Below are 21,290 nucleotides of genomic sequence, written 5' to 3'. Positions count from 1 at the left end.
ATGGCAATAAATGATTGAAAAGTGCCGCATTCCCATTGCTGACAAGAGACTGACAAACAAGTCGGCACTATCGGGCTACAGATTTTTGGATTTTGTTAAACAGAGTGTTATCTAACGCTTGTGTTTTCAATCATATGCATGTCGTTCCATTTGGACAGTGACGTGCATGTACTCATGTAACCCGGTGTCTGCGCTTTGCAGTGTACATGGATCCGAGAAAGTTGAATGAAGGACCCCCGGGTGCAATACCAACAGCAGCAGAGACTCAGGAGAGAGAGCATGAAAACAAGAGTTCTGTGTGGCCTGATGGTTGTACTGCTTGCCTTCGGCGGATTGCTGATGGCGCAGGTGACCAAGGGCTCAATCGCAGGCGAGGTCGCGGATCAGTCCGGCGCAGCCGTGATTGGGGCGGACGTGAAAGCGACCGAAACCAAGACCGGCGCGGTGCTTACGGACGTGACCGATAAGACCGGCAACTTCCGCTTCAACCTGGTTCCTCCGGGCACCTACAAGGTTGAGGTCGTCAAGCAGGGCTTCAAGAAGATCGTCACGACAGTTGATGTCAACTCGGGCTCGGTTGCCTCGGTTGGCCAATTGAAGCTGACTGTCGGCGGCAGCGAAACCCAGGTGGACGTGGTTGCCGAAGCAGCCTTGATCAACCCGGATCAGGCGCAGGTTGCAAGCACCTTCGAATCGAAGACGCTGGAGACATTCTCCAGCCTTGGCGACAATCAGGGGTTAGATCGCCTGGCGCAGTTCGTCCCGGGTGTTACCTCCACCCGCCAGAACAACTTCTCCAACACCAACGGCGGCGGCTTCTCGGTGAATGGTCTCCGCGGCCGCAACAATGACCAGCAGATCGACGGCCAGAACAACAACGACAACAGCGTGGGTGGCCCGTCCACCTTCCTGTCCAGCACCGAGTGGGTGGCCGAGTACAACATCGTCACCAACAACTTTGGCCCGGAATATGGTCGTAACGCTGGCTCAGTGGTGAATATTGTCACCAAGAGCGGCACCAACAACTTCCATGGCAGCGGGTACTGGTCCTACAATGCGGATTCGTTGAATGCGTTGACGAATATTCAGAAGAATTTTGACGGGCTTACTTCGCCGCCGTCTCTGAGCGATCTGTACGCAGGATATTCGCTCGGCGGTCCAGTGCTCAAGAACCGTCTGTTCTTCTTTAGCGGTTTTGACACGGAGCAGGTAACTCAGACGTATGTTGGAACTTCGAGTTACTACACGCCGACACTCAATGGGTTGGCGACTCTGCAGACTTGCTTCCCGAACAGCGCTTCTGTCGCTGCGTTGGCAAAGTACAGCCCATTCAAAGTCAACTACGGCAAGGTAAGCGAGTCCAATGTCGCAACAAACTCGATCGCGGGATGCGCGACAGAGACGGCTTACATTACCCGTAGCGTTCCTGGCGACATCAAGAATTACAATTTGATCGAGAAGGTAGACTGGAAGGGCAACCAAGACAGCTTCAATGGTCGCTACTTGTATCAGAACTATAACTACAAGAATGCGATCGGTAGCGTGGCTCTCGGCTATGCCGGCGATGAGCCGTCCTATTCGCACAACGTTCGTCTGGGTTGGACGCGCACCATCAACAACCGTATGACCAACGATCTGGCGGTGACCTTCAGCCGGATGCACGTTGACTTTGGCGGTGGCGATATGGGAACCATCCCCTCTCCCACCGACATGACGAATGCCATCTCGTATGTGGCCGTCTACAATAGCCGTCAGGCTTTTGGTCCGAGCACCAGCTATCCGCAGGCTCGCACGGTCAGCACCTGGCAGGTTCAGGACAACTGGAACTACTCGGTCGGTCAGCATAATCTGAAGGCCGGCGTGAACTGGACCTATCAGCGCTCCCCGAATCGCTTCTTGCCGAGCATCAATGGTTCGTACAGTTATTCCAACTGGACAAACTTCGTCAACAACGTTCCAACTTCGGTGTCAATTGTAAAGGGCGATCCCGGATTGGACTTCCGCGAGTATGATACGTTCGCCTACATTGGCGATGACTGGAAGATCAAGTCGAATCTGACCGTGAATATGGGCCTGACCTGGACCTTCTACGGCCAGCCGGCTAACCTGTTCTACAACAAGGACCTTGCCCGTGAGCAGGGGGCGAACCACATCTGGACCCAGTCGATCTCTTTGGCTGATCGCATCTCGCCGAAGATGGATTCGAACTACGCCTACTTTGGACCGAGCATCGGCTTCGCCTACACGCCGCGCTTCGGCTTCTTCCACGATGGAAAAACGGTACTCCGCGGCGGCTACCGGCTGTCGTTCGATCCGCCGTTCTACAACATCTACCTCAACATGGCAACGGCCTCGCCGCAGGTGATGGCAACGACGTTGCGTACGTCCAGCACCTTTACGGCTCCCGGATTGGTGTCTGATCCGACCGGCACCAACACTCAGGCTGCGCTGGCAAGCTACCTTCCCACCGGTACGGCGGATCCTCGCAATTACAATCAAACTCGGATTGCGAAGGACTTCGGCGCGGATAATGTCAACAGCTGGTCGTTCGGTATCCAGCGTGAGTTGGCGAAGAATATCGTGGCGGAAGCTCGTTATGTGGGCAACCACGGCGGACGGTTGTTCCAGTCTGTCAATGGCAACCCCTACATAGCGGATCTTGCGGCAGATTATCCGAGCTATACCACGAATCTGACCCCTTGCGCGTCCAGCACAATTACAAATGCTGTGGGCCGTGTGAACTGCAACTTGGGCATCGTTCGTGTGCGTCAGAATAGCGGCTATTCTGATTACAACGGATTGCAGACGGAAATACGTACGCAGCAGCTGTTCCATCAGCTGACGATGCGTGCTGCCTACACATGGTCGAAGACTACCGATAACGTTTCAGAGATCTTTGCGACACTGGACGCCGGCAACACCACGGCCTTCTCGCAGAATCCTCTGGACTACAAGAACGGCGAGCATGCGGTGAGCGGCCTCGATGTTACCCATAAATTTGCTTTCACCTTCCTGGAAGAACTGCCGTTCCTGCGCAAGCAGGCGGACCTGAAGGGGAAGCTCCTTGGTGGATGGGGCGCATCGCTGGATTACGTGCTGGCCTCTGGTCAGCCGTACTCTCCGCTGCAGTACTACAGTGCCTATTTGTCGGGCGCTGGCAGCTACTCTGACTACTCGTTTAACTCTGCTTTCGCGAGCACCTATGACAACCTGCGTCCTTTCTTGAGCAATCCGAAGGCGCCGGTGACCTCCGTTGGCTACTACTCCAGCGGACAGCTGTATGACTGGATGACGGGCGCTGCAGTTAGTAAGTCAGATGTCCGCTTCATCATAAACGACGCTGAGTCCCAGGCTGTGTTCGGCACGCCCTTTGGCACTGCCGGCCGTAACAGCCTTCGTGACGACAAGCAGAACATCACCAACATCAAGATTTTCAAGAACACTAAATTCACCGAGAAGATCGGCATGGAGTTCCATGTCACGATGTTGAATGCGTTCAACCATCGGAATTTCGAAGGCGTTGACCCGATCATGGAAGATCTGGGGGACACGCCTGCATATTACGATGGCTTCGGCCAGCCAAATTTGACCAGCGGCGGTTCGCGCTCGATCGTCTTCGGCGGCAAGGTCACGTTCTAACTTCAACCTCCGCGTATGCGGAAAGCCCCTGCTTCGGCAGGGGCTTTTTTCATGCTCAAAAGGCGGCGCTCCGGAAGCGCGTATAGATGGGGTAGCGTCTATCGCAGCGCGCCTTTTTGTGGAAGGGGGATGTGTGCGGTTGGCGCGGGGCAGGAGAGTTTTCGTGCGTGAGGTCGCTCTTGCAGGATCTCTCCGGCTGCTCCGCCCCGGCGCTGGCGCGCCGAGGGGAGCAACGGAGGAGGAATGAGGTTGCGGGTACGAGCTAGTTGGCGGTGCCGCCGGGCAGGCTCGCCATCAGCTCGTCGAAGGCCTTGAAGGTCAGCGACTGCGGGCCGTCGGAGAGTGCGCGCTCGGGCTGCGGGTGCACCTCGACGATGATTCCGTCGGCGCCAGCCGCCACCGCTGCGCGCGACATGACGGCCACCAGGTCGCGGCGGCCGGTGCCGTGCGACGGGTCCGCAATGACGGGCAGGTGCGAGACCTGCTTGGCCAGCGCCACGGCGGCGAGGTCGAGCGTGTTGCGCGTGGCCTCGTTGTCAAAGGTGCGGATGCCGCGCTCGCAGAGCATGACCTGATCGTTGCCGCCGGCGAGCAGATACTCGGCGGCCAGCAGCCATTCCTTTACCGTGGCCGAAGGGCCACGCTTGAGCAGCACCGGCTTCTTGCATTCGGAGAGCACGCGCAGCAGTGCGAAGTTCTGCATGTTGCGCGCGCCCACCTGCAGAATGTCGGCGTGTTTGCAGATGACGTCGATATCCTCGGAGGCCATGATCTCGGTAATGACCGGCAGGCCGGTAGCGGCCTTGGCTTCGCTCAGCAGTTCGAGCGCTTCTTCGCCCAATCCCTGGAAGTCGTAAGGAGAGGTGCGGGGTTTGTAGGCGCCGCCGCGGAGAATTGTAGCGCCAGCCTTCTTGACCGCCTGCGCCGTCGCGACAACCTGCTCACGCGATTCCACCGAGCATGGTCCGGCCATGACCACCAGTGAGCCGCCGCCGATTTCAACGTCGCCCACCTTGATGACCGTGTTCTCCGGGTGCACCTTGCGGCTCACCAGCTTGTAAGGCGTGGAGATGGCGACCACGTCCTCGACGCCGGGCGCGGCGCGCAGGGCCTCCACTTCGTTACGGCGTCCGCTGCTGCCAACGGCGGCCACCACGGTCTTCTCGGTGCCGCAGGTAAGGTGGGCTTGGTATCCGGCGTTGCGAACGCGCTCCACCACGTAGTCGATCTCCTCTTGGCTCGCGCCTTCGCGCATGTTTACCAGCACTGTCGTTCCTCCTTGGAAATTTGCCTGAAATAGAAAACCGCGACTCGTGAGAGTCGCGGTTTGGGTTGAACTTGAATTGCGCTTACAACTGAACTTTTGGTTAGTCTTCTGCGCGCATGCTCGTCACCCTCGCCGCTCTCTCAAAGAAGAAGCGGTAAGCAAAGATGGCGTAGCTAAATCGACGAGAAGACATAATTCCTGCATTCATAGTAGGGGCATTCGGTGGAATTGTCCAGCCGGGACGGAAAACTTAACGGTACTTTCAAAAAACGGCGCGCTCGACTATGTTGGTGTGTTCCCCGCGCGAGCACGCAATGCGTCTGCGTGCGGGGCGGCAATCATCCAGCAAGGAGAACCCTGATGAAGCTGGGCAAGACAGCATTCCTGGCGCTCACCGCGCTGCTGCTGACGGCAGCAATGTGCGTGGCGGCACCCAAGAAGACCGTGAAGGTCGAGGATTTTGGTACCACCGCTGAAGGCAAGCCCGCGCACTTGTACACGCTGGCCAACAAGAGCGGCGTGGAAGTGAAGCTGACTGACTACGGTGCCACAGTGGTCGCCATCCGCACGCCCGACCGCGGCGGCAAGGTGGACGACATCGCGCTCGGTTATGACAGCGTGACCGGCTACGAGACCAACAGCCCGTACATCGGCGTGACCGTGGGCCGCTACGCCAATCGCATCGGCAACGCGCGCTTCGCCATCGACGGGAAGACCTACACGCTGTTTGCCAACGACGCGCCGAACACGCTGCACGGCGGCAAGCGCGGCTTCAACAAGTACCTGTGGGAAGCGCGTGAAGTCGGCGCGAATTCCGTGGAGTTCAAGCGCGTCAGCCCCGACGGCGAAGAAGGCTTCCCGGGCAACCTGACCGTTTCAGTCATCTTCACGCTCACGCCGAACAATGAACTGAAGATGGAGTACACGGCCACCACCGACAAGTCGACGGTGGTGAACCTGACCAACCACAGCTACTTCAACTTGGCCGGTCCGCCGCAGAAGGAGATTCTCGACGAGGTGCTGACGCTCAACGCTGACCGCTTTACGCCTGTCGATAAGAACCTGATCCCGACCGGCGAACTGCGTCCGGTGAAGGGAACGCCGCTGGACTTCACGGCACCCACGGCGATCGGCGCGCGCATCGGCGCCGAGGATGAGCAGCTTAAGCTAGGCCGCGGCTACGACCATTGCTGGGTGGTGAACGGCGAGCCGGGCAACCTGCGGCTGGCTGCGCGTGTCAGCGACCCTACCAGTGGACGCATGCTTGAGGTCTTCACCACCGAGCCTGGCGTGCAGTTCTACACCGGCAACTTCCTCGACGGAACGGTGAGCGGCCATCAGGGAAAAGCTTACAAGTATCGCTACGCGTTTGCTCTGGAGACGCAGCACTTTCCGGATTCACCGAATCATCCGGCGTTCCCGACCACGCTGCTCAAGCCCGGCGAGGTCTATCACACCTTCACGGTCTACAAATTCTCGGTTGTGAAGTAAGAAGAGCTTGCGAGATTTTCGAGCGGAGCGCCCGGCTCAGGCCGGGCGTTTCTGTTCGCGTGAAATGTGGGCGTGCAAAAGCCCCGCACTCGGCGGGGCTTTGTGAACACTCAGCCTGAACAACGGTTACTTTGTCGAACCTTCCGCCAGCTTCTTCAGGCTTTCGGTAAACGGCGCGCGGGCCACGCCGCGCTCGGTGATGATGGCGGCGATGTTCTCATGCGGCGTTACGTCGAAGGCCGGGTTCTCAACCTTCACGCCGTCCGGAGCGGTCTGCCGTCCGGCCCAGTGCGTCACTTCCAGCGAACTGCGCTCTTCAATCGGGATGCCCGAGCCGTCGGCGGTCTCAAGGTCCACGGTGGAGAACGGCGCGGCCACGTAGAACGGAATGTTGTGTGCCTTGGCCAGAATGGAAACCGAGTAGGTGCCGATCTTGTTCGCCGTGTCGCCGTTGGAGGCGATGCGGTCGGCGCCAACGATAACCGCCTGAATCTTGCCCTGATGCATCATCCATCCGGCCATGTTGTCGCTGATGAGCGTGGTGTCAATGCCGTCCTTCATCAGCTCCCATGCGGTCAGGCGGGCACCCTGCAGGAACGGCCGCGTTTCATCGGCGTAGACCTTCAGCTTCTTCCCCTGCTCCAGCGCGGCGCGGATAACGCCGAGCGCGGTGCCGTAGCCAGCCGTCGCCAGCGCTCCAGCGTTGCAGTGCGTCAGGATGGTGCCTTCCGCGGGCAGCAGCGCGGCGCCATTGGCACCCATGGCGCGGTTGATGCGGATGTCCTCGGCGTGAATCTCCATTGCTTCGTCGATGAGCGCCTTGCGGATCAGCTCGAACGGGCGGCCGGAGGCGTCTTCAAAGCAGCGCTGCATGCGGCGGATGGCCCAGAACAGGTTGACGGCCGTGGGGCGCGTCTTTCCCATCACGCGGCAGATCTGGCCGAAGCCGTTGCGGAATTCGCTGATGTCCTTGGCCTTCAGGTCGCGCGCGCCGAGCGCGATGCCCATGGCGGCGGCCACGCCAATGGCCGGTGCGCCGCGCACGATCATCGTCTTGATGGCATCGGCCACTTCTTCATAGGTCTTGCAGGTCACGTACACTTCTTCGGTCGGCAGCTTTGTCTGGTCGATAAAGCGCACGCCTGCTTCTGTCCACTCGAGAGTCTGTACCAAGCTTGGTGTCCTCTTTCTTGTCTTGTTCCCACTAGTTTACCGGGAGCGGGCGGCGGCGCAAAGCCGCGGAATTCACAGCCCGTAGCCGAAAGGTCAACGGAAGTCCACTTCGGTGGCATGCCGCAAAGACGGGAAAAGGTGTATCCAAATAGAAGAGCAAGTTCCTACTTGTTGAAGTTGGAGGGTTGAAATGAAGAAGAAGCTGCTGGCCGTGGCGCTCTGCTGCGGCGTGCTGCTGGCCATGGCCAGCCCGGCGTTTGCCGCGCGTCACCACAAGAAGCACCACACCCATCATCATCACCATCATGTTGCAGCGCAGGCGCAGTAGCCTTCCGCTGTAAAACCGAAAACCCTCCGCCGTTGCGGAGGGTTTCGCATTTCTACCGTATTCTCTCTGTACTACTCGAGCTTGTGCAGCGCGCGGTAGCCGCGTCCCATCTCAATCAACTGGATGCCGTAGCCGTCGGGGTCGCGCAGCAGTGCCCAGCGACCGAAAGGCTCGGTGCGCGGCTCAATGGCCAATCTTCCGCCACGCCGCTTTACTTCGGCTGCGGCGATGGTGACATCCTCAACGTAGATGCCCAGTGACATGCCGCTCGACGGGCTGACCTTTACCTCTTCGCCCTCCGGGTGCAGGCCAATCAGCACGTTGCCAGCATCGAACTGCGACCAGTTGTTCTTGCTGAACAGCAGCGGCAGGCCGAGCACGTCGCGGTAGAAGGCGACGCTGCGCTCCATGTTGCTGACCACGATCATGACGAGACCGACTTTTCCGAGAATCATGGGACCGCTCTCCTCCAAACTCAGGTGAACTGCGGACTACATGGCCATGCCGGCGATGTGCTCCGTGCGCACGTCACGCGCGGTAAACACGCTGACGAACGGCGCAGGTGCGGCGGCAGCTTCCACCGCAGCGCGGCCCTTGGCCTCTTCGCGCTCCACCAGGCACATCACGCCTATCACGTTGAAGCCGAACTGCCGCGCGGCCTCGATGGCCTGAATGGTCGATGCGCCCGTGGTGCAGACGTCATCGACGATGACGACATTGGCGCCCGTCTCGCGGAAGCCTTCGATGCGCTGGCCCATGCCGTGCTGTTTCTCCGCCTTGCGGACCAGGAAGCCCTCGACCGGGCGCCCTTTTTGCGCGGAAATCACGGAGGTGGCAATCACAATCGGGTCGGCTCCCATGGTCAGTCCGCCGATAGCCTGTGCCTTCCAGCCATGCTTTTCAATCTCTCCAAGGAAAACTTCGCCGGTCAGCCGTGCGCCTTCGGCGCTCAGCGTGGTGACGCGGCAATCGATGTAGTAGTCGCTGGTGCCGCCGCTGGAAAGCTTGAATTCTCCCAGCCGAAACGACTTGGTAGCCAGCAGCGCAAGCAGTTGCTGTCGTGCATTCATGATGCATTCAAAGTACCACGGCCAGCCCCGGGGATTCGACTTTCTGCCGGAGGAAAAATGGCCGAAAAGTGTTGACGCGCCGCCAGCCCGCGTGAATAATCCGCCTACCGCACGAAAAGGCGCGCACCCCCTGCGCGCAAAGCCAGACGCGGCCTAAACGGTACGAGCTTCAATGCAGGACAAGCGTACCGCTCCTCACAGGCGCAAGCTGGTTGCCGAACGCGGCAATCTCTCATGGGAGAACCTCATCGACATGCGGAAAATCCTCGTCACGCTTTCTGTGCTTTTCGTCCTTGCGGTCGCGGCCTTTGGACAGCAGCAGATTGTCACCTTCAAGTCAGGCGTTCCTGACGGCTTCGCCAACGCGGTCACCGCTGTCGGGGGAAAGGTCCTGGCGCAGCATCCGGTGCTTGCGGTGGTTGACGGCCTGACGCCCGCCTCGCTTGATTCGCTGCGTTCGCAATTCAGCGGGATCTGCGACATTCAGGCCGATGCAACCTTTGTTCTGGATGATACGGTGGATACCAATAATGTTCTGAACGCCGGGGAGACGCCGGACAGCGTCAGCAATCCGGCGGGTGCCTACTTCTTCGCGCGGCAGTGGAACATGCGAGCCATCAGCGCTCCGGCCGCATGGGCCGCCGGGAAACTCGGCTCGGCGACCACCACCGTCGCGGTCATTGACACGGGCATTGATTACAGCTATCCGGACCTCGCCGGGCACGTCGACCTGTCGCGTTCGGTTTCATTCGCACCCACCGATGACGCCCTTGTCGCGGCCAATTTCCCGACCAAGAATCTGGTTACCGACATAAACTTCCACGGCACGCACGTTGCGGCCACCATCGTCAGCAATGCCAACATCATCGCCGGCGTCACCTCCAAGGTCACGCTGATTGGCGTGAAGGTGCTGGCCACCAACCTGACGACAGGCAACGCCAGCGGCTCGCTCGGCATGGTGCTCAGCGGTGTGCTCTACGCGGCGGACCAGGGAGCCGATGTGGCCAATATGAGCCTTGGCGGCGGCTTTGCCAAAACCGCCGGTGGCCAGTACATCGCGCTCATCAACAAGGTCTTCAACTACGCGCAGAAGAAGGGCATGCTGATTGTGGTTTCGGCGGGCAACAGCGCGCTCGATCTCGATCACGACGGCAACTACCTCTCCACGTACTGCAACCAGCAGCATGTGGTCTGCGTGGCGGCCACCGGCCCCACGTCGCAGGCGGCCACCAATGGCCCGTGGACGAACATCGACGCTCCGGCCTACTACACCAACTATGGACGCTCGGCGATTGACGTTGCCGCGCCGGGCGGCAATAACAGCACGTCTGTCTATTCGGCGTGCTCCAAAACCACGCTCATCAGCGGACTCGCCGTCTGCCGCCTCAACCCGGGCAGCAACTACGTGGTGGGTGCGCAGGGTACCTCAATGGCGGCCCCGCATGTCTCGGGGCTGGCCGCACTGTTGATTGACGAAGTCGGCAAGGGGCGTCCGGCGCTGCTAAAGCAGAGAATCAAGCAGTCGGCAGACGACCTTGGACAGCCGGGCGTCGATCCCTACTATGGCTCAGGCCGCATCAACGCGGCGACGGCTGTGGGCGTCAACTAAAGCGGTTTCCATCACAGACACCAAGAGGACGGCTGCGGCCGTCCTCTTTCGTTTTGTGGATACTCTGTGGCGCGCTCTATTGTGTGAGCCGCTCCATGTGGCGGTAGCCGCCGGTCTGCACCATGGCGATCACGAACAGAAAGCCGTTGTAGCCCATGTGCGTGAATACGCTTGCGGCCAGCGATTCTGTGCGGTGGCGCACCAGCGTGAACACCACGCCGACGACAAAGATGGCCATTACCGGAATCCAACTCTTGCCCAGTTGATCGGCGTGGATGGCGGCAAAGCCCGCCGAGGTGATGAGCACGGCGAGCACGGTGCTGATGTGCCGACGCAGAGCGGGGAACAGCAACCCGCGGAAGATCAGCTCTTCAAAGAACGGCGCAATGAACACGCCAAAGATGGTCATCATCCATGCATCGGTGGCGGTCTTGAAGAAGTCGTCGACCGGAAGATGCTTGGGCACGGGTAACACGCTGAGGCTGGCCTGAACGGCCACGGAGAGCGCCGCGCCCAGCATCAGGAAACGAGCCCAGCGTCGCGGACAACGCCATGCGACGGCCTCGCCGAATGGCTGGTTGAAGTGCTTCACGGCCATGCGGTAGACGAAGGCAATGGTGATTACGTAGGCCGTGCCCTGCATCGCCAGCAGGTACTTCAGGTCCTTGACGGCGCTGCCAAACTTCATGTGCAGCGAGAGGAAGACAATCACCATCACCAGGCCGACGCCGAGCGTGGAAAAGACAGCCACCACAAAGACGAGAAAGACTTCCGGCAGCCCGAATGCAGTCGCGCCGGGCGGCTGCGGAGCAGACTCCTGCGGGGTGATGATATCCGGGATTTGGGAAAAAGGCGGCTCAGGGGTGGACACGCGTCGTCTCCACCTCCATTCTATAGCGAATCTGAGAGCGCGCGGCTCGGCCTTCGCAGGCGCCGCTGGCGAGCCTAGTGGTTGTACTGGTTCAACCAGTCGTCATATTCGCGCTTCAGCTTCTGGTCCATCCAGCCAACGTAATTGCGGTCATCGTGGTCCTTGCCCGCCCACACGCGCGTGTTCGGCTCCAGGCGCCGGTCGCCGGTGCGGTCATCCACGGAGGCGGCGCGCAGCGCCTCGTAATTGCCCGCATAGAACAGCGTGGTCATCAACCGGTCGTTGAAGAACGTGAGTTGCAGTTCGCCGGACTGGCCTTCGCAACTAGCGTTTTGGTGCGAGAGTGTGAGGATGTAGAACGGCGGGCGCGTGTCGGAAACCAGTGGGTGAAAGTCCTCGACGACCGTGAAATCCGAGGACGCCAGGTGCAGCTTCTTCATCACCTTTTCCTGCGGCATGCCGCTCTCAAGCTGGCAGGCAAGCGGGCTGGGCTTGAAGTCGTCCTTCTTTTTGCTGCGGCAGGCGGGAGCCGCCAGAAGCACAACCAGCAGCAGGAGCGTGAGTTTTGCGCCGATCTTCATCGTGCCCTGATTATAAGAGGCATGATCCCACCGGCTGTTTGCTTTCTATATGCCTGCCGCTGCTGCCTGATGCCGTGCTGCTTATCCGGTTGCGCGAAGCGCGCGTGCCGTGGATGATGACTGCATGAATGGGCAGGAGCAACCACCCCCCGGCCAATTGGAGAAAAGCAGGCCGCGCAAACTCGATCCGGTTTCAAAGTTTCTGTTCGCGCTGCTGGGCCTAACCGTCGCTGGCATCGGCGTCATGGACATCGTTACCGAACAGGCTCCGGCGCGCTCCACAAGGTTTGGCACGTCTGGGCCTCTGTATGGCAGCGCCGCCGTGCATGTGGGCATCACGCTGGTCTTTGTGGGACTGGCGGTGCTGGGCGTTCTCTGGGGCAGCAAGCGGCGTGCGGGCATTTGGACGGGCGTATGCCTTGCCTTGGCGATGGTGGCGCTGGTTCTTGGATTCCTTGTGCGGCCATGAGTCTTGATTGCCAAACGGACGGGAGGGGCTCGTGACTCCAAACAAATCGCCCGCGCGGCCGTCCTGAGAAAGCAGCCGCGCGGGCAGTGAAGACGGTGCGACAGTAACGGTTGCTACCGTCGCACCTCACCGTGGAGCCATTCGTTTAGTGATGGCAGTTGCAAAGTGGGCCTGTGGAATTGGCGGTGCCCCCGAGCACAGCCTCCACTGCCTGGTCGGCAGACGGCACGCCGGGCAGCACAATCGGATCAATGCCGTGCGCCTGCAGGTTCTGTGCCGCGCCCGCGCCCATGCCACCGCAGATCAGGCGGTCGCAGCCTTCCAGAAGATCGAACAGGTTCACGCGCGGCTGGGAGGGCTCGCCCTCGTTGTGCCCGCAAATGGATTCGTGCGGCGTCTGCGAGGCCGTGGCCAATTTCTTGCCCACAATCTGGTTGCCGCTGATGTCGTAGATGATGAAACCGGTGCTCTGCCCGAAGTGCTGCGAGACCGAACTTCCGTCCATGGTTGCCACTGCGATTTTCACGTTTCCTTACCTCTCGGTTGAGCTAGTTGTATTTTGCACCTAGATGTAAAATGCGTAAAGCAATAATTTTCCGGAGGCGGAAAGATTTTGAGAGCTTCGAGCAAGTGCCGTACCGGCGACCGTGAGCACCCCTGTGCCTGCGCCATGGGCAATGTTTCGCGTTTTGTGGAGCCGCTGGTGCTGCTCATGCTCCACGAGCGCGGCCATTCCTACGGCTACGAGTTGTCGGAAAGCCTGCCCGCCTATATGTTGACCGATGCGCCGATTGAGCGCGCGGCGCTCTACCGCACACTGCGCACATTGGAGTGCAACGGACACGTTACTTCGTCCTGGGAGCCGCAGAGTACCGGCCCTGCGCGCCGCATTTACGCACTCACCACGCAGGGTGAGCGCCATTTGCAGGAATGGCGGGTGCTGATGGATGGATTGGGCGACGCGCTGAAAAAGTTCGCGCGCCGCGCCGAAATATCGCAGTCAAAGCCGCGTTCCTGAGCGTTCTTAGTCTTTGGGCGCGCGCTGCTTCTTCTTTGCCTGCTCGAACAGGTAGCGGCCCTTTTCCTGCTCCGCCATGGACTGGCAGACCTTCATGAAGGCCAGACCAGCGTGGGAGAGCGGCGCTCCGGTGCGGGTGATGATGCGCATCTTGCGCTCAAAGCGCAGCTCGCTGACGGTCAAGTCCACCAGGTCGCCGCGGTGCAGGTCATCTTCCACAAGAATGCGCGGCACCAGCGCCACGGCCTTGCCCATGCGTACAAATTTCTTGATGGCGTCCAGCGTGGGCAGCTCCACGTTCATGTGCAGCGGCGTGCGATGATTCTTGAAGGCCTGGATGACTTTGACGCGGTAGGGCGAGAGCACGTTGTGCGCGACGAACGATTCGGCGCCCAGGTCGCGGATGCTGACCTTGCGCGTGACGGCCAGCGGATGCTGCGGGTAAACGATGAGCACCAGGTCGTCTTTATAAAAGACGACCGAGCTGAGCTGTTCGTCTTCGGGATCGAACGAGAGGATGCCGAACTCGACATTGTGGCGCAGCACCTGGTGCGGAATTTGGCTGGCCAGTTCGCGCCGCACCTCGATCTTGATGGTCGGGTACATGCGGTGGTAGCGGTCCAGAATCGGCAGCAGGTAGGTGACGGTGAACTCGTTGGCGGCGATGGAGAGCTTGCCCTGATGCAACTGGCGGAGTTCCTTCAGCGCCAAGTTGGCCTTGTCGCGCAGGTTGTGCAGCTCCTCGGCGTAGCTCACCAGCAACTGGCCGGCATCGGTCAGCGAACCATCTCGGGAAGAGCGGTCGAACAGCTTTTCGCCCAGTTCTTCCTCCAGCTTGTTGATGGTCTGCGAAACCGCCGACTGCGTGCGATGCAGACGGTTGGCGGCGCGCGAAAAGCTCTTTTCTTCCACGACGGCGAGAAACGTCTCCAGCTGGTAGAGTTCCATGAAATCACCTATTGCGCTCGAAATGATTACGTCCGCTTATTAAATCACAGATGTTAATTCTTGAGAAACTTATATTAGATTGACTAATCTGGCGACGGAGCCGATCCTAGAACCATGGATTCCGTAAGCGGGGTAGACCGCGTACTGTTTTTCGACACGTCGTTGAGGGATGGCGAACAATCGCCCGGCTGCAGCATGCACACGCCGGAGAAGCTGCGCCTGGCGCGCAAGCTCGAAGCCCTCGGAGTCGATTTCATCGAGGCCGGCTTCCCGGTGGCCTCCACCGGCGATTTCGAGGCTGTCAAGCTCATCGCCGAGACCGTTCGCAAGGCGGGCGTGGCCGCGCTGGCGCGCTGCGTCAAGAACGATATTCAGGTGGCGTGGGACGCCATCAAGGGTGCGGTGCGTCCGCGTATTCACACCTTCCTTGCCACCAGCGATATTCATCTTGAATACAAGCTCAAGATCAGCCGCGCTGACGCGGTGAAGCAGGCTCGCGAGTGCGTGGCCTTTGCCCGCTCGTTGTGCAATGACATTGAGTTTTCGCCCGAAGACGCCACGCGTTCGGACGTCGACTTCCTGTGCGAAGTGCTGCAGGCGGTGGTTGACGCCGGCGCGCGCACGCTCAATATTCCGGACACCGTCGGCTACACCACGCCGGACGAATACGGCAAGCTGATCCGTACCATTCGCGAACGCGTGAAGGCCCCCGAGGGCGACGATTACGTCATCAGCGTTCACTGCCACAATGACCTGGGTCTTGGCGTTGCGAATTCGCTGGCCGGTGTTGCGGCCGGTGCGCGCCAGATCGAGTGCACCATCAACGGCATTGGCGAGCGCGCGGGCAACGCCGCGCTGGAAGAAGTAGTCATGGCGCTGCACGTCCGCTGCGACCAGTACCAGGTCACCAACAACATCAAGCACAAGGAGCTTTACAGCACGAGCGCGCTACTCTCGGAGATCGTCGGCTTCCACGTACAGCCGAACAAGGCCATCGTGGGCCGCAACGCCTTCGCGCATGAAGCGGGCATCCACCAGCACGGCGTGCTGAGCAACCCGCTGACCTACGAAATCATGACGCCGCAGAGCGTTGGCGTGCCTCCGGCGCGGCTGGTACTGGGCAAGCACTCGGGCCGCCACGCGCTGGCGCATCACTTCCGCTCGCTGGGCTACGACCTTTCGGGCGAGGAGTTGAACGCGGTCTATGCGCGCTTTGTCGAGCTGGCCGACCGCAAGAAGCGCATCTACGATCAGGACCTGATCTCGCTGGTGGAAGCCAAGCACAACGTGGAGGACGGCGAGCCCATCATGCGTCCCGCCGTGAATGGGTAGCCGATGAAGATTGCGGTATTGCCGGGTGACGGCATTGGTCCGGAAGTTACATCGCAGGCGGCAAAAGCACTGCAAGTTGTCTCAGACGTGTGCGGACACACGCTGCAGTTTGAAACCTATCCCATCGGCGGCAACGCGTCGGTCGAGCTCGGCGATCCTTTGCCGCAGAAGACGCTCGAAGGCTGCCTGGCATCGAAGGCGGTGCTGCTCGGCGCGGTTGGCGGCCCGGCGTTTGACAAGCTGGAGCCCAAGCGCCGTCCGGAAGCCGGCCTGCTGCGCATTCGCAAGGAGCTTGGCTGCTTTGCCAACCTGCGTCCGGCGATTGCCTATTCGTCGCTGGCGGCATGTTCTCCGCTGAAGGCCGAGGTCATCAAGGGCGCGGACATTCTGGTGGTGCGCGAGCTGCTTGGCGGTCTCTACTTCGGTGAGCCTCGCGCGTTCGAGCAGACGGCTTCTCCACGCCACGCCTTCAACACCATGCGCTACTCGGAAGAAGAGGTCGCGCGCATTGCGCATGTGGCCTTCAAGGCAGCGCAGAAGCGGAAGAAGAAAGTGACGTCGGTCGACAAGGCCAACGTGCTGGAGGCCTCCCGCCTGTGGCGGCAGGTGGTGACCGAGGTGGCGAAGGAATATCCCGACGTCACGCTCGAACACAATCTGGTCGATTCCTTTGCCATGCAGATGATCATCTCGCCCACGCGTTTTGACGTGGTGGTGACCGAGAACCTGTTCGGAGACATTCTCTCGGACGAGTCGGCGGTCATCAGCGGCTCGCTCGGCCTGCTGGCTTCGGCCAGCGTTGGCGGCAAGGTCGATCTCTATGAGCCGATTCATGGCTCCGCACCGGACATTGCGGGCAAGGGCATTGCGAACCCGATCGGCGCCATTGCTTCGGCGGCCATGCTGCTGCGCTACTCGTTGCAGCTTCCGCAGGAAGCCACGGCGATTGAAGACGCCATCCGCAAGACGCTCGACGCGGGGCTGCGCACCAAGGATCTGGCGCGCAATGGCGAAAAGACCGTGACCACCGAAGAGATGGGTGCGCGCATTCGCGAGACGCTGGCCGACCTGCTGGCGCAGCGCATGTCCTACCACGCGGTGTAGCCCGAACGCTCACTGCAAAGCTTGGTTGTGCGCGGTGTTCAAGCGCCGCGCACAACACGCAAGACCCAATACATCATGCCGAAAACACTGTTTGAAAAAGTCTGGGATGCGCACGTGGTGCGCAGCGCGCCGGGTGAGCCGACGCTCATCTATATCGACCTGCACCTGGTGCACGAAGTGACCTCGCCGCAGGCGTTTGAGGGCCTGCGACTGAGCGGACGCAAGCTGCGCCGCCCCGATCACACCTTCGCCACCATCGACCACAACATTCCGACCACGGACGCGCAGCGCGCCAAGCTCGATGATCCGATTGCCGCGCAGCAGATGGAAACCCTGCGCGCGAACGTGAAGGAAGCGGGCGTGCCGCTGTTTGGCGTGGGTTCCATGCGGCAGGGCATTGTGCACGTCATCGGGCCGGAGCTGGCGCTCACGCGGCCGGGCATGACCATCGTCTGCGGAGACAGCCACACCAGCACGCACGGAGCGTTCGGTGCGCTTGCCTTTGGCATTGGCACCAGCGAAGTGGAGCACGTGATGGCCACACAGTGCATGGTGCAACAGAAGCCGAAATCTCTACTGGTGAAGGTGACGGGTGAAATGCCCGCGGGCACTACGTCGAAGGACTTGGCGCTGGCCATCATTAGCAAGTGGGGCACGGACGCCGGCACCGGTTATGTGATGGAGTTCGCTGGCGACGCCATTCGCAAGCTCTCGATGGAAGCGCGCATGACGCTCTGCAACATGAGCATCGAGTTCGGCGCGCGCGCCGGCATGATCGCCCCCGACGAGACGACGTTTGCCTACCTTGATGGCCGCGAATACGCGCCCAAGGGCGAGGCCTGGACCAAGACCGTTGCCGAGTGGCGCGCGCTCGCCACCGACCCCGGCGCGACCTACGACCGCGTGCTCGAGTTCGACGCCTCCACTCTGGAGCCGTTCGTGACCTGGGGAACCTCTCCGGGCATGGCTGCCGCCATCAGCGCAAAGGTTCCGACCACGCAGGCCGCAAAGAATGATGAGGAGCGCGATTCGATTTCGCGCGCGCTCGACTACATGGGCCTCAGGGGCGGCGAGCCGGTCGAGCAGATCACGATTCAGCGCGCCTTCGTCGGCTCCTGCACCAACGGACGCCTGGAAGACATACGCGCCGCCGCGCGCGTGCTGCGCGGACACAAGGTCGCCGCGGGCGTGCAGTTGATGGTGGTGCCAGGCTCCGAACAAGTGAAGGCCGCCGCCGAAAAGGAAGGCCTCGACCGCATCATCCGCGAGGCCGGTGCCGAGTGGCGTCTGCCGGGCTGCTCCATGTGTCTGGGCATGAACCCCGACATTCTGAAGCCGGGCGAGCGCTGCGCTGCCACCAGCAACCGAAACTTTGAAGGCCGCCAGGGACGCGGTGGCCGCACGCACCTGATGAGCCCCGCGATGGCTGCCGCAGCGGCCGTCACCGGACACCTGACCGATATTCGCGGCTGGGAGTACAAGGACTAGCTATGCAGGCACTCCGAATTCACACTGGCAAAGTGGCGCCGATTGACCGCGCCAACGTCGATACCGACCAGATCATTCCGAAGCAGTTCTTGAAGCGCATTGAGCGCACCGGCTACGGGCAGTTTCTGTTTAACGACTGGCGCCGCAACGCCGACGCTACGCTGAACCCGGAGTTTGTGCTGAACCAGCCGAAGTACGCGGGCGCAAGCATTCTGCTGGCGCGGCGCAACTTTGGCTGCGGCAGCTCGCGCGAGCACGCCGCGTGGGCGCTGACGGATTACGGCTTCCGCGTGGTGATTGCACCGTCGTTCGCCGACATCTTCAACAACAACTCCAGCAAGAACGGCCTGCTGACCGTAGTGCTGGATGAGGCGACGGTGAGCGAGCTGTTCGCCAGCGAAGCCAAGACGCCCGGTTACGAGCTAACGGTGGACGTTGAGAAGCTGACAGTGAGCGATAACCAGGGCCTCTCAGTGAAGTTCGCACTCGACGACTTCCGCCGCCGCTGCTTCCTTGAGGGGCTCGACGACATTGCGCTCACCCTGCAGCACGAGGGCGACATCGCGCGTTACGAGGCCACGCACCAGTAATCCCTTACGCGGAGAACGGCCCAACGCGTTGACACCGTCTGCCGTTTCTCCGTACACTGGCTTCACTCGCATTGCGAGGAGACATTGATGCTTCATCTGCTGATCAAGTCGTGCATCACCATGGCCATGTGCGCCCCAGGCGGAAGTGTGCCATGGAGCGGACGTTGATCGCAGTCAGAACATCCCTTCCTTAGCCGCCGCCTGGGGCATCACCTCGGCGGCGGTTGTGTTTTTGCCCGCATGTTTTGCGGTCCGCAAAGGCACTCAATCACTCACCTACCATGGAAGGGAGACTCTCAGTGACCTGGGAAGATTTGCAGAAGACGAAGTCGGAAGTGACCAACGGCGAAATCATTGTTCTGAAGTTTGGCAGCTCGGTGGTACGCAGTGAGCTGGACCTGCCCAAGGCTGTGCACGAAATTTATCGCTGGGTGCGGCAGGGGCATCGCGTGGTGGCCGTCATCTCGGCCATCGGTTCCTCCACCAACCAGCTCATCGCACAGGCGGAGAGCTACGGCGAGCGGCTGAATGACCGCGCGGTGGCCGCGCTTGTCTCTACCGGTGAAGCCACGGCGGCCGCCCTGCTGGGCCTTGCGCTGGACCGCTCCGGCATTCCGGCCGCCATTCTTGACGACGCACGGCTTGGCATTCGCGCGCGTGGCGCGGTGCTCGACGCCGAGCCTGCGGCGCTCGATACCGCCAAGCTCCATGAGTGCCTCAAGAACTTCCCTGTGGTTGTCGCACCGGGCTTCGTCGGACGCCATGAATCAACGGGCGGCATCTGCCTGCTTGGACGTGGCGGCTCTGACCTGACCGCCGTGCTCATCGCACATCACCTCGGCGGACGCTGCCGCCTCATCAAGGACGTGGATGGCGTCTTTGAGGCCGATCCTCTGCGTCGTGGTTCCGTGCGCCGCTATCGCGAGCTGAATTACAACGAGGCGCTCAAAGTCGCTGGCCGCGTGGTGCAGCGCAAAGCCATTCAATATGCCGCCGAGCATGCTACCGAGATCGAAGTCGCCAGCCTCGACTCGCACAGCCCAACCGTCATCGGCAACAAGCCAAGCCGCTTCTTTCAGGACGACCAGTCCGGACGCATTCTGCGCGTGGGCCTGCTCGGCGCGGGTACCGTCGGGCTTGGCGTTTACCATCGCCTGGCCGCGCGCGAGGACCTGTTTGAGGTCACCGGCGTGGCCGTGCGCCGCTTGGACCGTGATGACGATATTGCGCGACCGCTTCTGTCGCAGGACCCGTGGGAGGTCGTGCGCGGTGACTGCGAAGTGGTGGTTGAGCTGATCGGCGGCCTGCACCCCGCGCTGGAGCTGATTGAGGGCGCACTGAAGCTCGGCAAGCACGTTATCACCGCCAACAAGCTGGTCATCTCCACGCACGGTCCCCACTTGCAGAAGCTGGCGCAGGAGAATGGCGTAATCCTGCAATACTCAGCAGCCGTGGGCGGCGCGGTCCCCATGCTGGAGAGCGTGGCGCGGCTGGCGCACAACACCGACGTTGCTTCCATCAAAGGCGTGGTCAACGGAACCACGAACTTCGTGCTTGACCGCATCGCTGCCGGCTCCGAACCGGAAGAGGCGTTGAAGGAGGCGCAGCGGCTTGGTTTTGCCGAACAGGACCCAAGCAGCGACCTCGACGGCCGCGATGCCGCGCACAAGCTGGTGCTGCTGGCGCGGGCGGCCTTTGGCGAGTGGATCACCCTCGACGATGTGAAGCGCGAGGGAATCACTGGGCTGGAGCCAGCCTTTATCCGCGAATCTGCACGCAAAGGCCGTCAAGTGCGCCTGGTGGGGCGGCTGGAGAAGTCTGCCGACGGCGTGCGGGCCATCGTGGCCCCGGAGGCCGTTGAGGCGGCATCTCCTCTGGGTGGAACCCGGAATGAGGAGAACTGCCTCCTGATTTCCGCCGTGGATGGTGCGACGGAGCAGGTAAGGGGCAAGGGGGCCGGGCGCTGGCCTACCGCAGAGTCGGTCGTCGCGGATATCTTTGATCTCTGCCGTGCCGGAAGGGAACGTTCTGAGTTGCAGGAGGTCACTCTGGCCTAGGTCCGGTCGTCCAATAGCACGACTTTTCTTGGGGCAGCATAACTTTTGGTAATAGTAGCCAAGTTACCAAAGAGCATCTGCTAATAATGAACGTTTGAGATTGACGATCGCTTTATTTGTTACACTTAAGCGGCGTTTCGAGTGTAGATAGTAATTGCAATGTCACTCATTCGTACATGGATAAGTGCCATGTACTGTAGGACATGCGGGAAATTACTCATGGCAAAGCCAGTCACAATCGCCGTAGGCTCTCTC

19 protein-coding genes are annotated in these 21,290 nt (G+C 60.8%); 11 read left to right on the top strand and 8 right to left on the bottom strand.

The window, feature by feature from the left end; all coding sequences use genetic code 11:
• The first annotated feature begins 279 nt into the window (after window positions 1–279).
• Window positions 280–3,639 (top strand): TonB-dependent receptor, encoded by a 3,360-nt coding sequence (locus AC6IZO_RS08415; protein WP_497804335.1) that lies wholly within the window; start codon window positions 280–282, stop codon window positions 3,637–3,639.
• A 262-nt stretch (window positions 3,640–3,901) separates the two neighbouring features.
• On the opposite strand, the gene aroF is transcribed toward AC6IZO_RS08415, so the two are convergent.
• Window positions 3,902–4,906, bottom strand: a complete 1,005-nt coding sequence (aroF, locus tag AC6IZO_RS08410) for a 3-deoxy-7-phosphoheptulonate synthase (protein WP_497804334.1) — start codon at window positions 4,904–4,906, stop codon at window positions 3,902–3,904.
• Window positions 4,907–5,266: 360 nt separating this feature from the next.
• On the opposite strand from aroF, the gene AC6IZO_RS08405 reads away from it, so the two are divergent.
• Window positions 5,267–6,397 (top strand): aldose epimerase family protein, encoded by a 1,131-nt coding sequence (locus AC6IZO_RS08405; RefSeq protein WP_497809904.1) that lies wholly within the window; start codon window positions 5,267–5,269, stop codon window positions 6,395–6,397.
• Window positions 6,398–6,523: 126 nt separating this feature from the next.
• On the opposite strand, the gene mtnA is transcribed toward AC6IZO_RS08405, so the two are convergent.
• Window positions 6,524–7,570: an S-methyl-5-thioribose-1-phosphate isomerase gene (gene mtnA / locus AC6IZO_RS08400; protein WP_497809902.1), complete on the bottom strand. Its 1,047-nt coding sequence runs from the start codon at window positions 7,568–7,570 to the stop codon at window positions 6,524–6,526.
• Between the two features lie 190 nt (window positions 7,571–7,760).
• Here mtnA and AC6IZO_RS08395 point away from each other — a divergent pair, with 190 nt between their 5' ends.
• Window positions 7,761–7,898 (top strand): hypothetical protein, encoded by a 138-nt coding sequence (locus AC6IZO_RS08395; protein ID WP_497809900.1) that lies wholly within the window; start codon window positions 7,761–7,763, stop codon window positions 7,896–7,898.
• 71 nt (window positions 7,899–7,969) lie between these two features.
• Here the strand turns inward: AC6IZO_RS08395 and AC6IZO_RS08390 are convergent, their stop codons facing one another.
• Complete coding sequence (locus tag AC6IZO_RS08390) at window positions 7,970–8,353, bottom strand: VOC family protein (RefSeq protein ID WP_497809898.1); 384 nt, start codon at window positions 8,351–8,353, stop codon at window positions 7,970–7,972.
• Between the two features lie 36 nt (window positions 8,354–8,389).
• Entirely contained in the window at window positions 8,390–8,968 is a 579-nt protein-coding gene (gene pyrE / locus AC6IZO_RS08385) for an orotate phosphoribosyltransferase (RefSeq protein ID WP_497809896.1), read from the bottom strand.
• A gap of 172 nt (window positions 8,969–9,140) precedes the next feature.
• On the opposite strand from pyrE, the gene AC6IZO_RS08380 reads away from it, so the two are divergent.
• Window positions 9,141–10,577, top strand: coding sequence for a S8 family peptidase (locus AC6IZO_RS08380; protein ID WP_497809895.1), 1,437 nt, complete (start codon window positions 9,141–9,143; stop codon window positions 10,575–10,577).
• A 76-nt stretch (window positions 10,578–10,653) separates the two neighbouring features.
• Here the strand turns inward: AC6IZO_RS08380 and AC6IZO_RS08375 are convergent, their stop codons facing one another.
• Window positions 10,654–11,448 carry a CPBP family intramembrane glutamic endopeptidase gene (locus AC6IZO_RS08375; RefSeq protein WP_497809893.1) on the bottom strand — a complete coding sequence of 265 codons (795 nt, stop codon included), beginning with the start codon at window positions 11,446–11,448 and terminating at the stop codon, window positions 10,654–10,656.
• Window positions 11,449–11,522: 74 nt separating this feature from the next.
• The gene (locus AC6IZO_RS08370) at window positions 11,523–12,029 is read right to left on the bottom strand and encodes a hypothetical protein (RefSeq protein ID WP_497809891.1); all 507 of its coding nucleotides are present in this window, start codon (window positions 12,027–12,029) and stop codon (window positions 11,523–11,525) included.
• A 157-nt stretch (window positions 12,030–12,186) separates the two neighbouring features.
• Here AC6IZO_RS08370 and AC6IZO_RS08365 point away from each other — a divergent pair, with 157 nt between their 5' ends.
• Complete coding sequence (locus AC6IZO_RS08365) at window positions 12,187–12,498, top strand: hypothetical protein (protein WP_497809889.1); 312 nt, start codon at window positions 12,187–12,189, stop codon at window positions 12,496–12,498.
• Window positions 12,499–12,643: 145 nt separating this feature from the next.
• On the opposite strand, the gene AC6IZO_RS08360 is transcribed toward AC6IZO_RS08365, so the two are convergent.
• On the bottom strand, window positions 12,644–13,012 hold the full coding sequence (locus AC6IZO_RS08360) for a NifB/NifX family molybdenum-iron cluster-binding protein (RefSeq protein ID WP_497809887.1): 369 nt from the start codon (window positions 13,010–13,012) through the stop codon (window positions 12,644–12,646).
• Between the two features lie 99 nt (window positions 13,013–13,111).
• Here AC6IZO_RS08360 and AC6IZO_RS08355 point away from each other — a divergent pair, with 99 nt between their 5' ends.
• Complete coding sequence (locus AC6IZO_RS08355; protein WP_497809885.1) at window positions 13,112–13,516, top strand: PadR family transcriptional regulator; 405 nt, start codon at window positions 13,112–13,114, stop codon at window positions 13,514–13,516.
• 6 nt (window positions 13,517–13,522) lie between these two features.
• Here AC6IZO_RS08355 and AC6IZO_RS08350 read toward each other — a convergent pair whose 3' ends face one another.
• On the bottom strand, window positions 13,523–14,464 hold the full coding sequence (locus AC6IZO_RS08350; RefSeq protein ID WP_497809883.1) for a LysR family transcriptional regulator: 942 nt from the start codon (window positions 14,462–14,464) through the stop codon (window positions 13,523–13,525).
• A gap of 114 nt (window positions 14,465–14,578) precedes the next feature.
• Here AC6IZO_RS08350 and AC6IZO_RS08345 point away from each other — a divergent pair, with 114 nt between their 5' ends.
• From AC6IZO_RS08345 to AC6IZO_RS08325, 5 genes are all read left to right on the top strand, one after another.
• Window positions 14,579–15,796: a 2-isopropylmalate synthase gene (locus AC6IZO_RS08345; protein WP_497809881.1), complete on the top strand. Its 1,218-nt coding sequence runs from the start codon at window positions 14,579–14,581 to the stop codon at window positions 15,794–15,796.
• Window positions 15,797–15,799: 3 nt separating this feature from the next.
• Window positions 15,800–16,900 carry a 3-isopropylmalate dehydrogenase gene (leuB, locus tag AC6IZO_RS08340; RefSeq protein ID WP_497809879.1) on the top strand — a complete coding sequence of 367 codons (1,101 nt, stop codon included), beginning with the start codon at window positions 15,800–15,802 and terminating at the stop codon, window positions 16,898–16,900.
• A 75-nt stretch (window positions 16,901–16,975) separates the two neighbouring features.
• Window positions 16,976–18,388, top strand: coding sequence for a 3-isopropylmalate dehydratase large subunit (gene leuC, locus AC6IZO_RS08335; protein ID WP_497809877.1), 1,413 nt, complete (start codon window positions 16,976–16,978; stop codon window positions 18,386–18,388).
• A 2-nt stretch (window positions 18,389–18,390) separates the two neighbouring features.
• Window positions 18,391–18,978 (top strand): 3-isopropylmalate dehydratase small subunit, encoded by a 588-nt coding sequence (gene leuD / locus AC6IZO_RS08330; RefSeq protein WP_497809875.1) that lies wholly within the window; start codon window positions 18,391–18,393, stop codon window positions 18,976–18,978.
• A gap of 299 nt (window positions 18,979–19,277) precedes the next feature.
• Window positions 19,278–21,035: a homoserine dehydrogenase gene (locus tag AC6IZO_RS08325; protein ID WP_497809873.1), complete on the top strand. Its 1,758-nt coding sequence runs from the start codon at window positions 19,278–19,280 to the stop codon at window positions 21,033–21,035.
• Window positions 21,036–21,290: the final 255 nt, after the last annotated feature.

It is taken from the genome of Oryzophilus luti, from assembly GCF_059726245.1.
This window is presented reverse-complemented; position numbering and strand designations above follow the sequence as displayed.

What these genes read in the sequence shown, in the direction of transcription:
- AC6IZO_RS08345 (WP_497809881.1), top strand. Translation starts at nt 14,579, where the DNA reads ATGGATTCCGTAAGCGGGGTAGACCGCGTACTGTTTTTCGACACGTCG.
- AC6IZO_RS08395 (WP_497809900.1), top strand. Translation starts at nt 7,761, where the DNA reads ATGAAGAAGAAGCTGCTGGCCGTGGCGCTCTGCTGCGGCGTGCTGCTG.
- AC6IZO_RS08390 (WP_497809898.1), bottom strand. Translation starts at nt 8,353, where the DNA reads ATGATTCTCGGAAAAGTCGGTCTCGTCATGATCGTGGTCAGCAACATG.
- leuC (WP_497809877.1), top strand. Translation starts at nt 16,976, where the DNA reads ATGCCGAAAACACTGTTTGAAAAAGTCTGGGATGCGCACGTGGTGCGC.
- AC6IZO_RS08350 (WP_497809883.1), bottom strand. Translation starts at nt 14,464, where the DNA reads ATGGAACTCTACCAGCTGGAGACGTTTCTCGCCGTCGTGGAAGAAAAG.
- leuB (WP_497809879.1), top strand. Translation starts at nt 15,800, where the DNA reads ATGAAGATTGCGGTATTGCCGGGTGACGGCATTGGTCCGGAAGTTACA.
- AC6IZO_RS08370 (WP_497809891.1), bottom strand. Translation starts at nt 12,029, where the DNA reads ATGAAGATCGGCGCAAAACTCACGCTCCTGCTGCTGGTTGTGCTTCTG.
- AC6IZO_RS08380 (WP_497809895.1), top strand. Translation starts at nt 9,141, where the DNA reads ATGCAGGACAAGCGTACCGCTCCTCACAGGCGCAAGCTGGTTGCCGAA.
- leuD (WP_497809875.1), top strand. Translation starts at nt 18,391, where the DNA reads ATGCAGGCACTCCGAATTCACACTGGCAAAGTGGCGCCGATTGACCGC.
- AC6IZO_RS08415 (WP_497804335.1), top strand. Translation starts at nt 280, where the DNA reads ATGAAAACAAGAGTTCTGTGTGGCCTGATGGTTGTACTGCTTGCCTTC.
- AC6IZO_RS08405 (WP_497809904.1), top strand. Translation starts at nt 5,267, where the DNA reads ATGAAGCTGGGCAAGACAGCATTCCTGGCGCTCACCGCGCTGCTGCTG.
- pyrE (WP_497809896.1), bottom strand. Translation starts at nt 8,968, where the DNA reads ATGAATGCACGACAGCAACTGCTTGCGCTGCTGGCTACCAAGTCGTTT.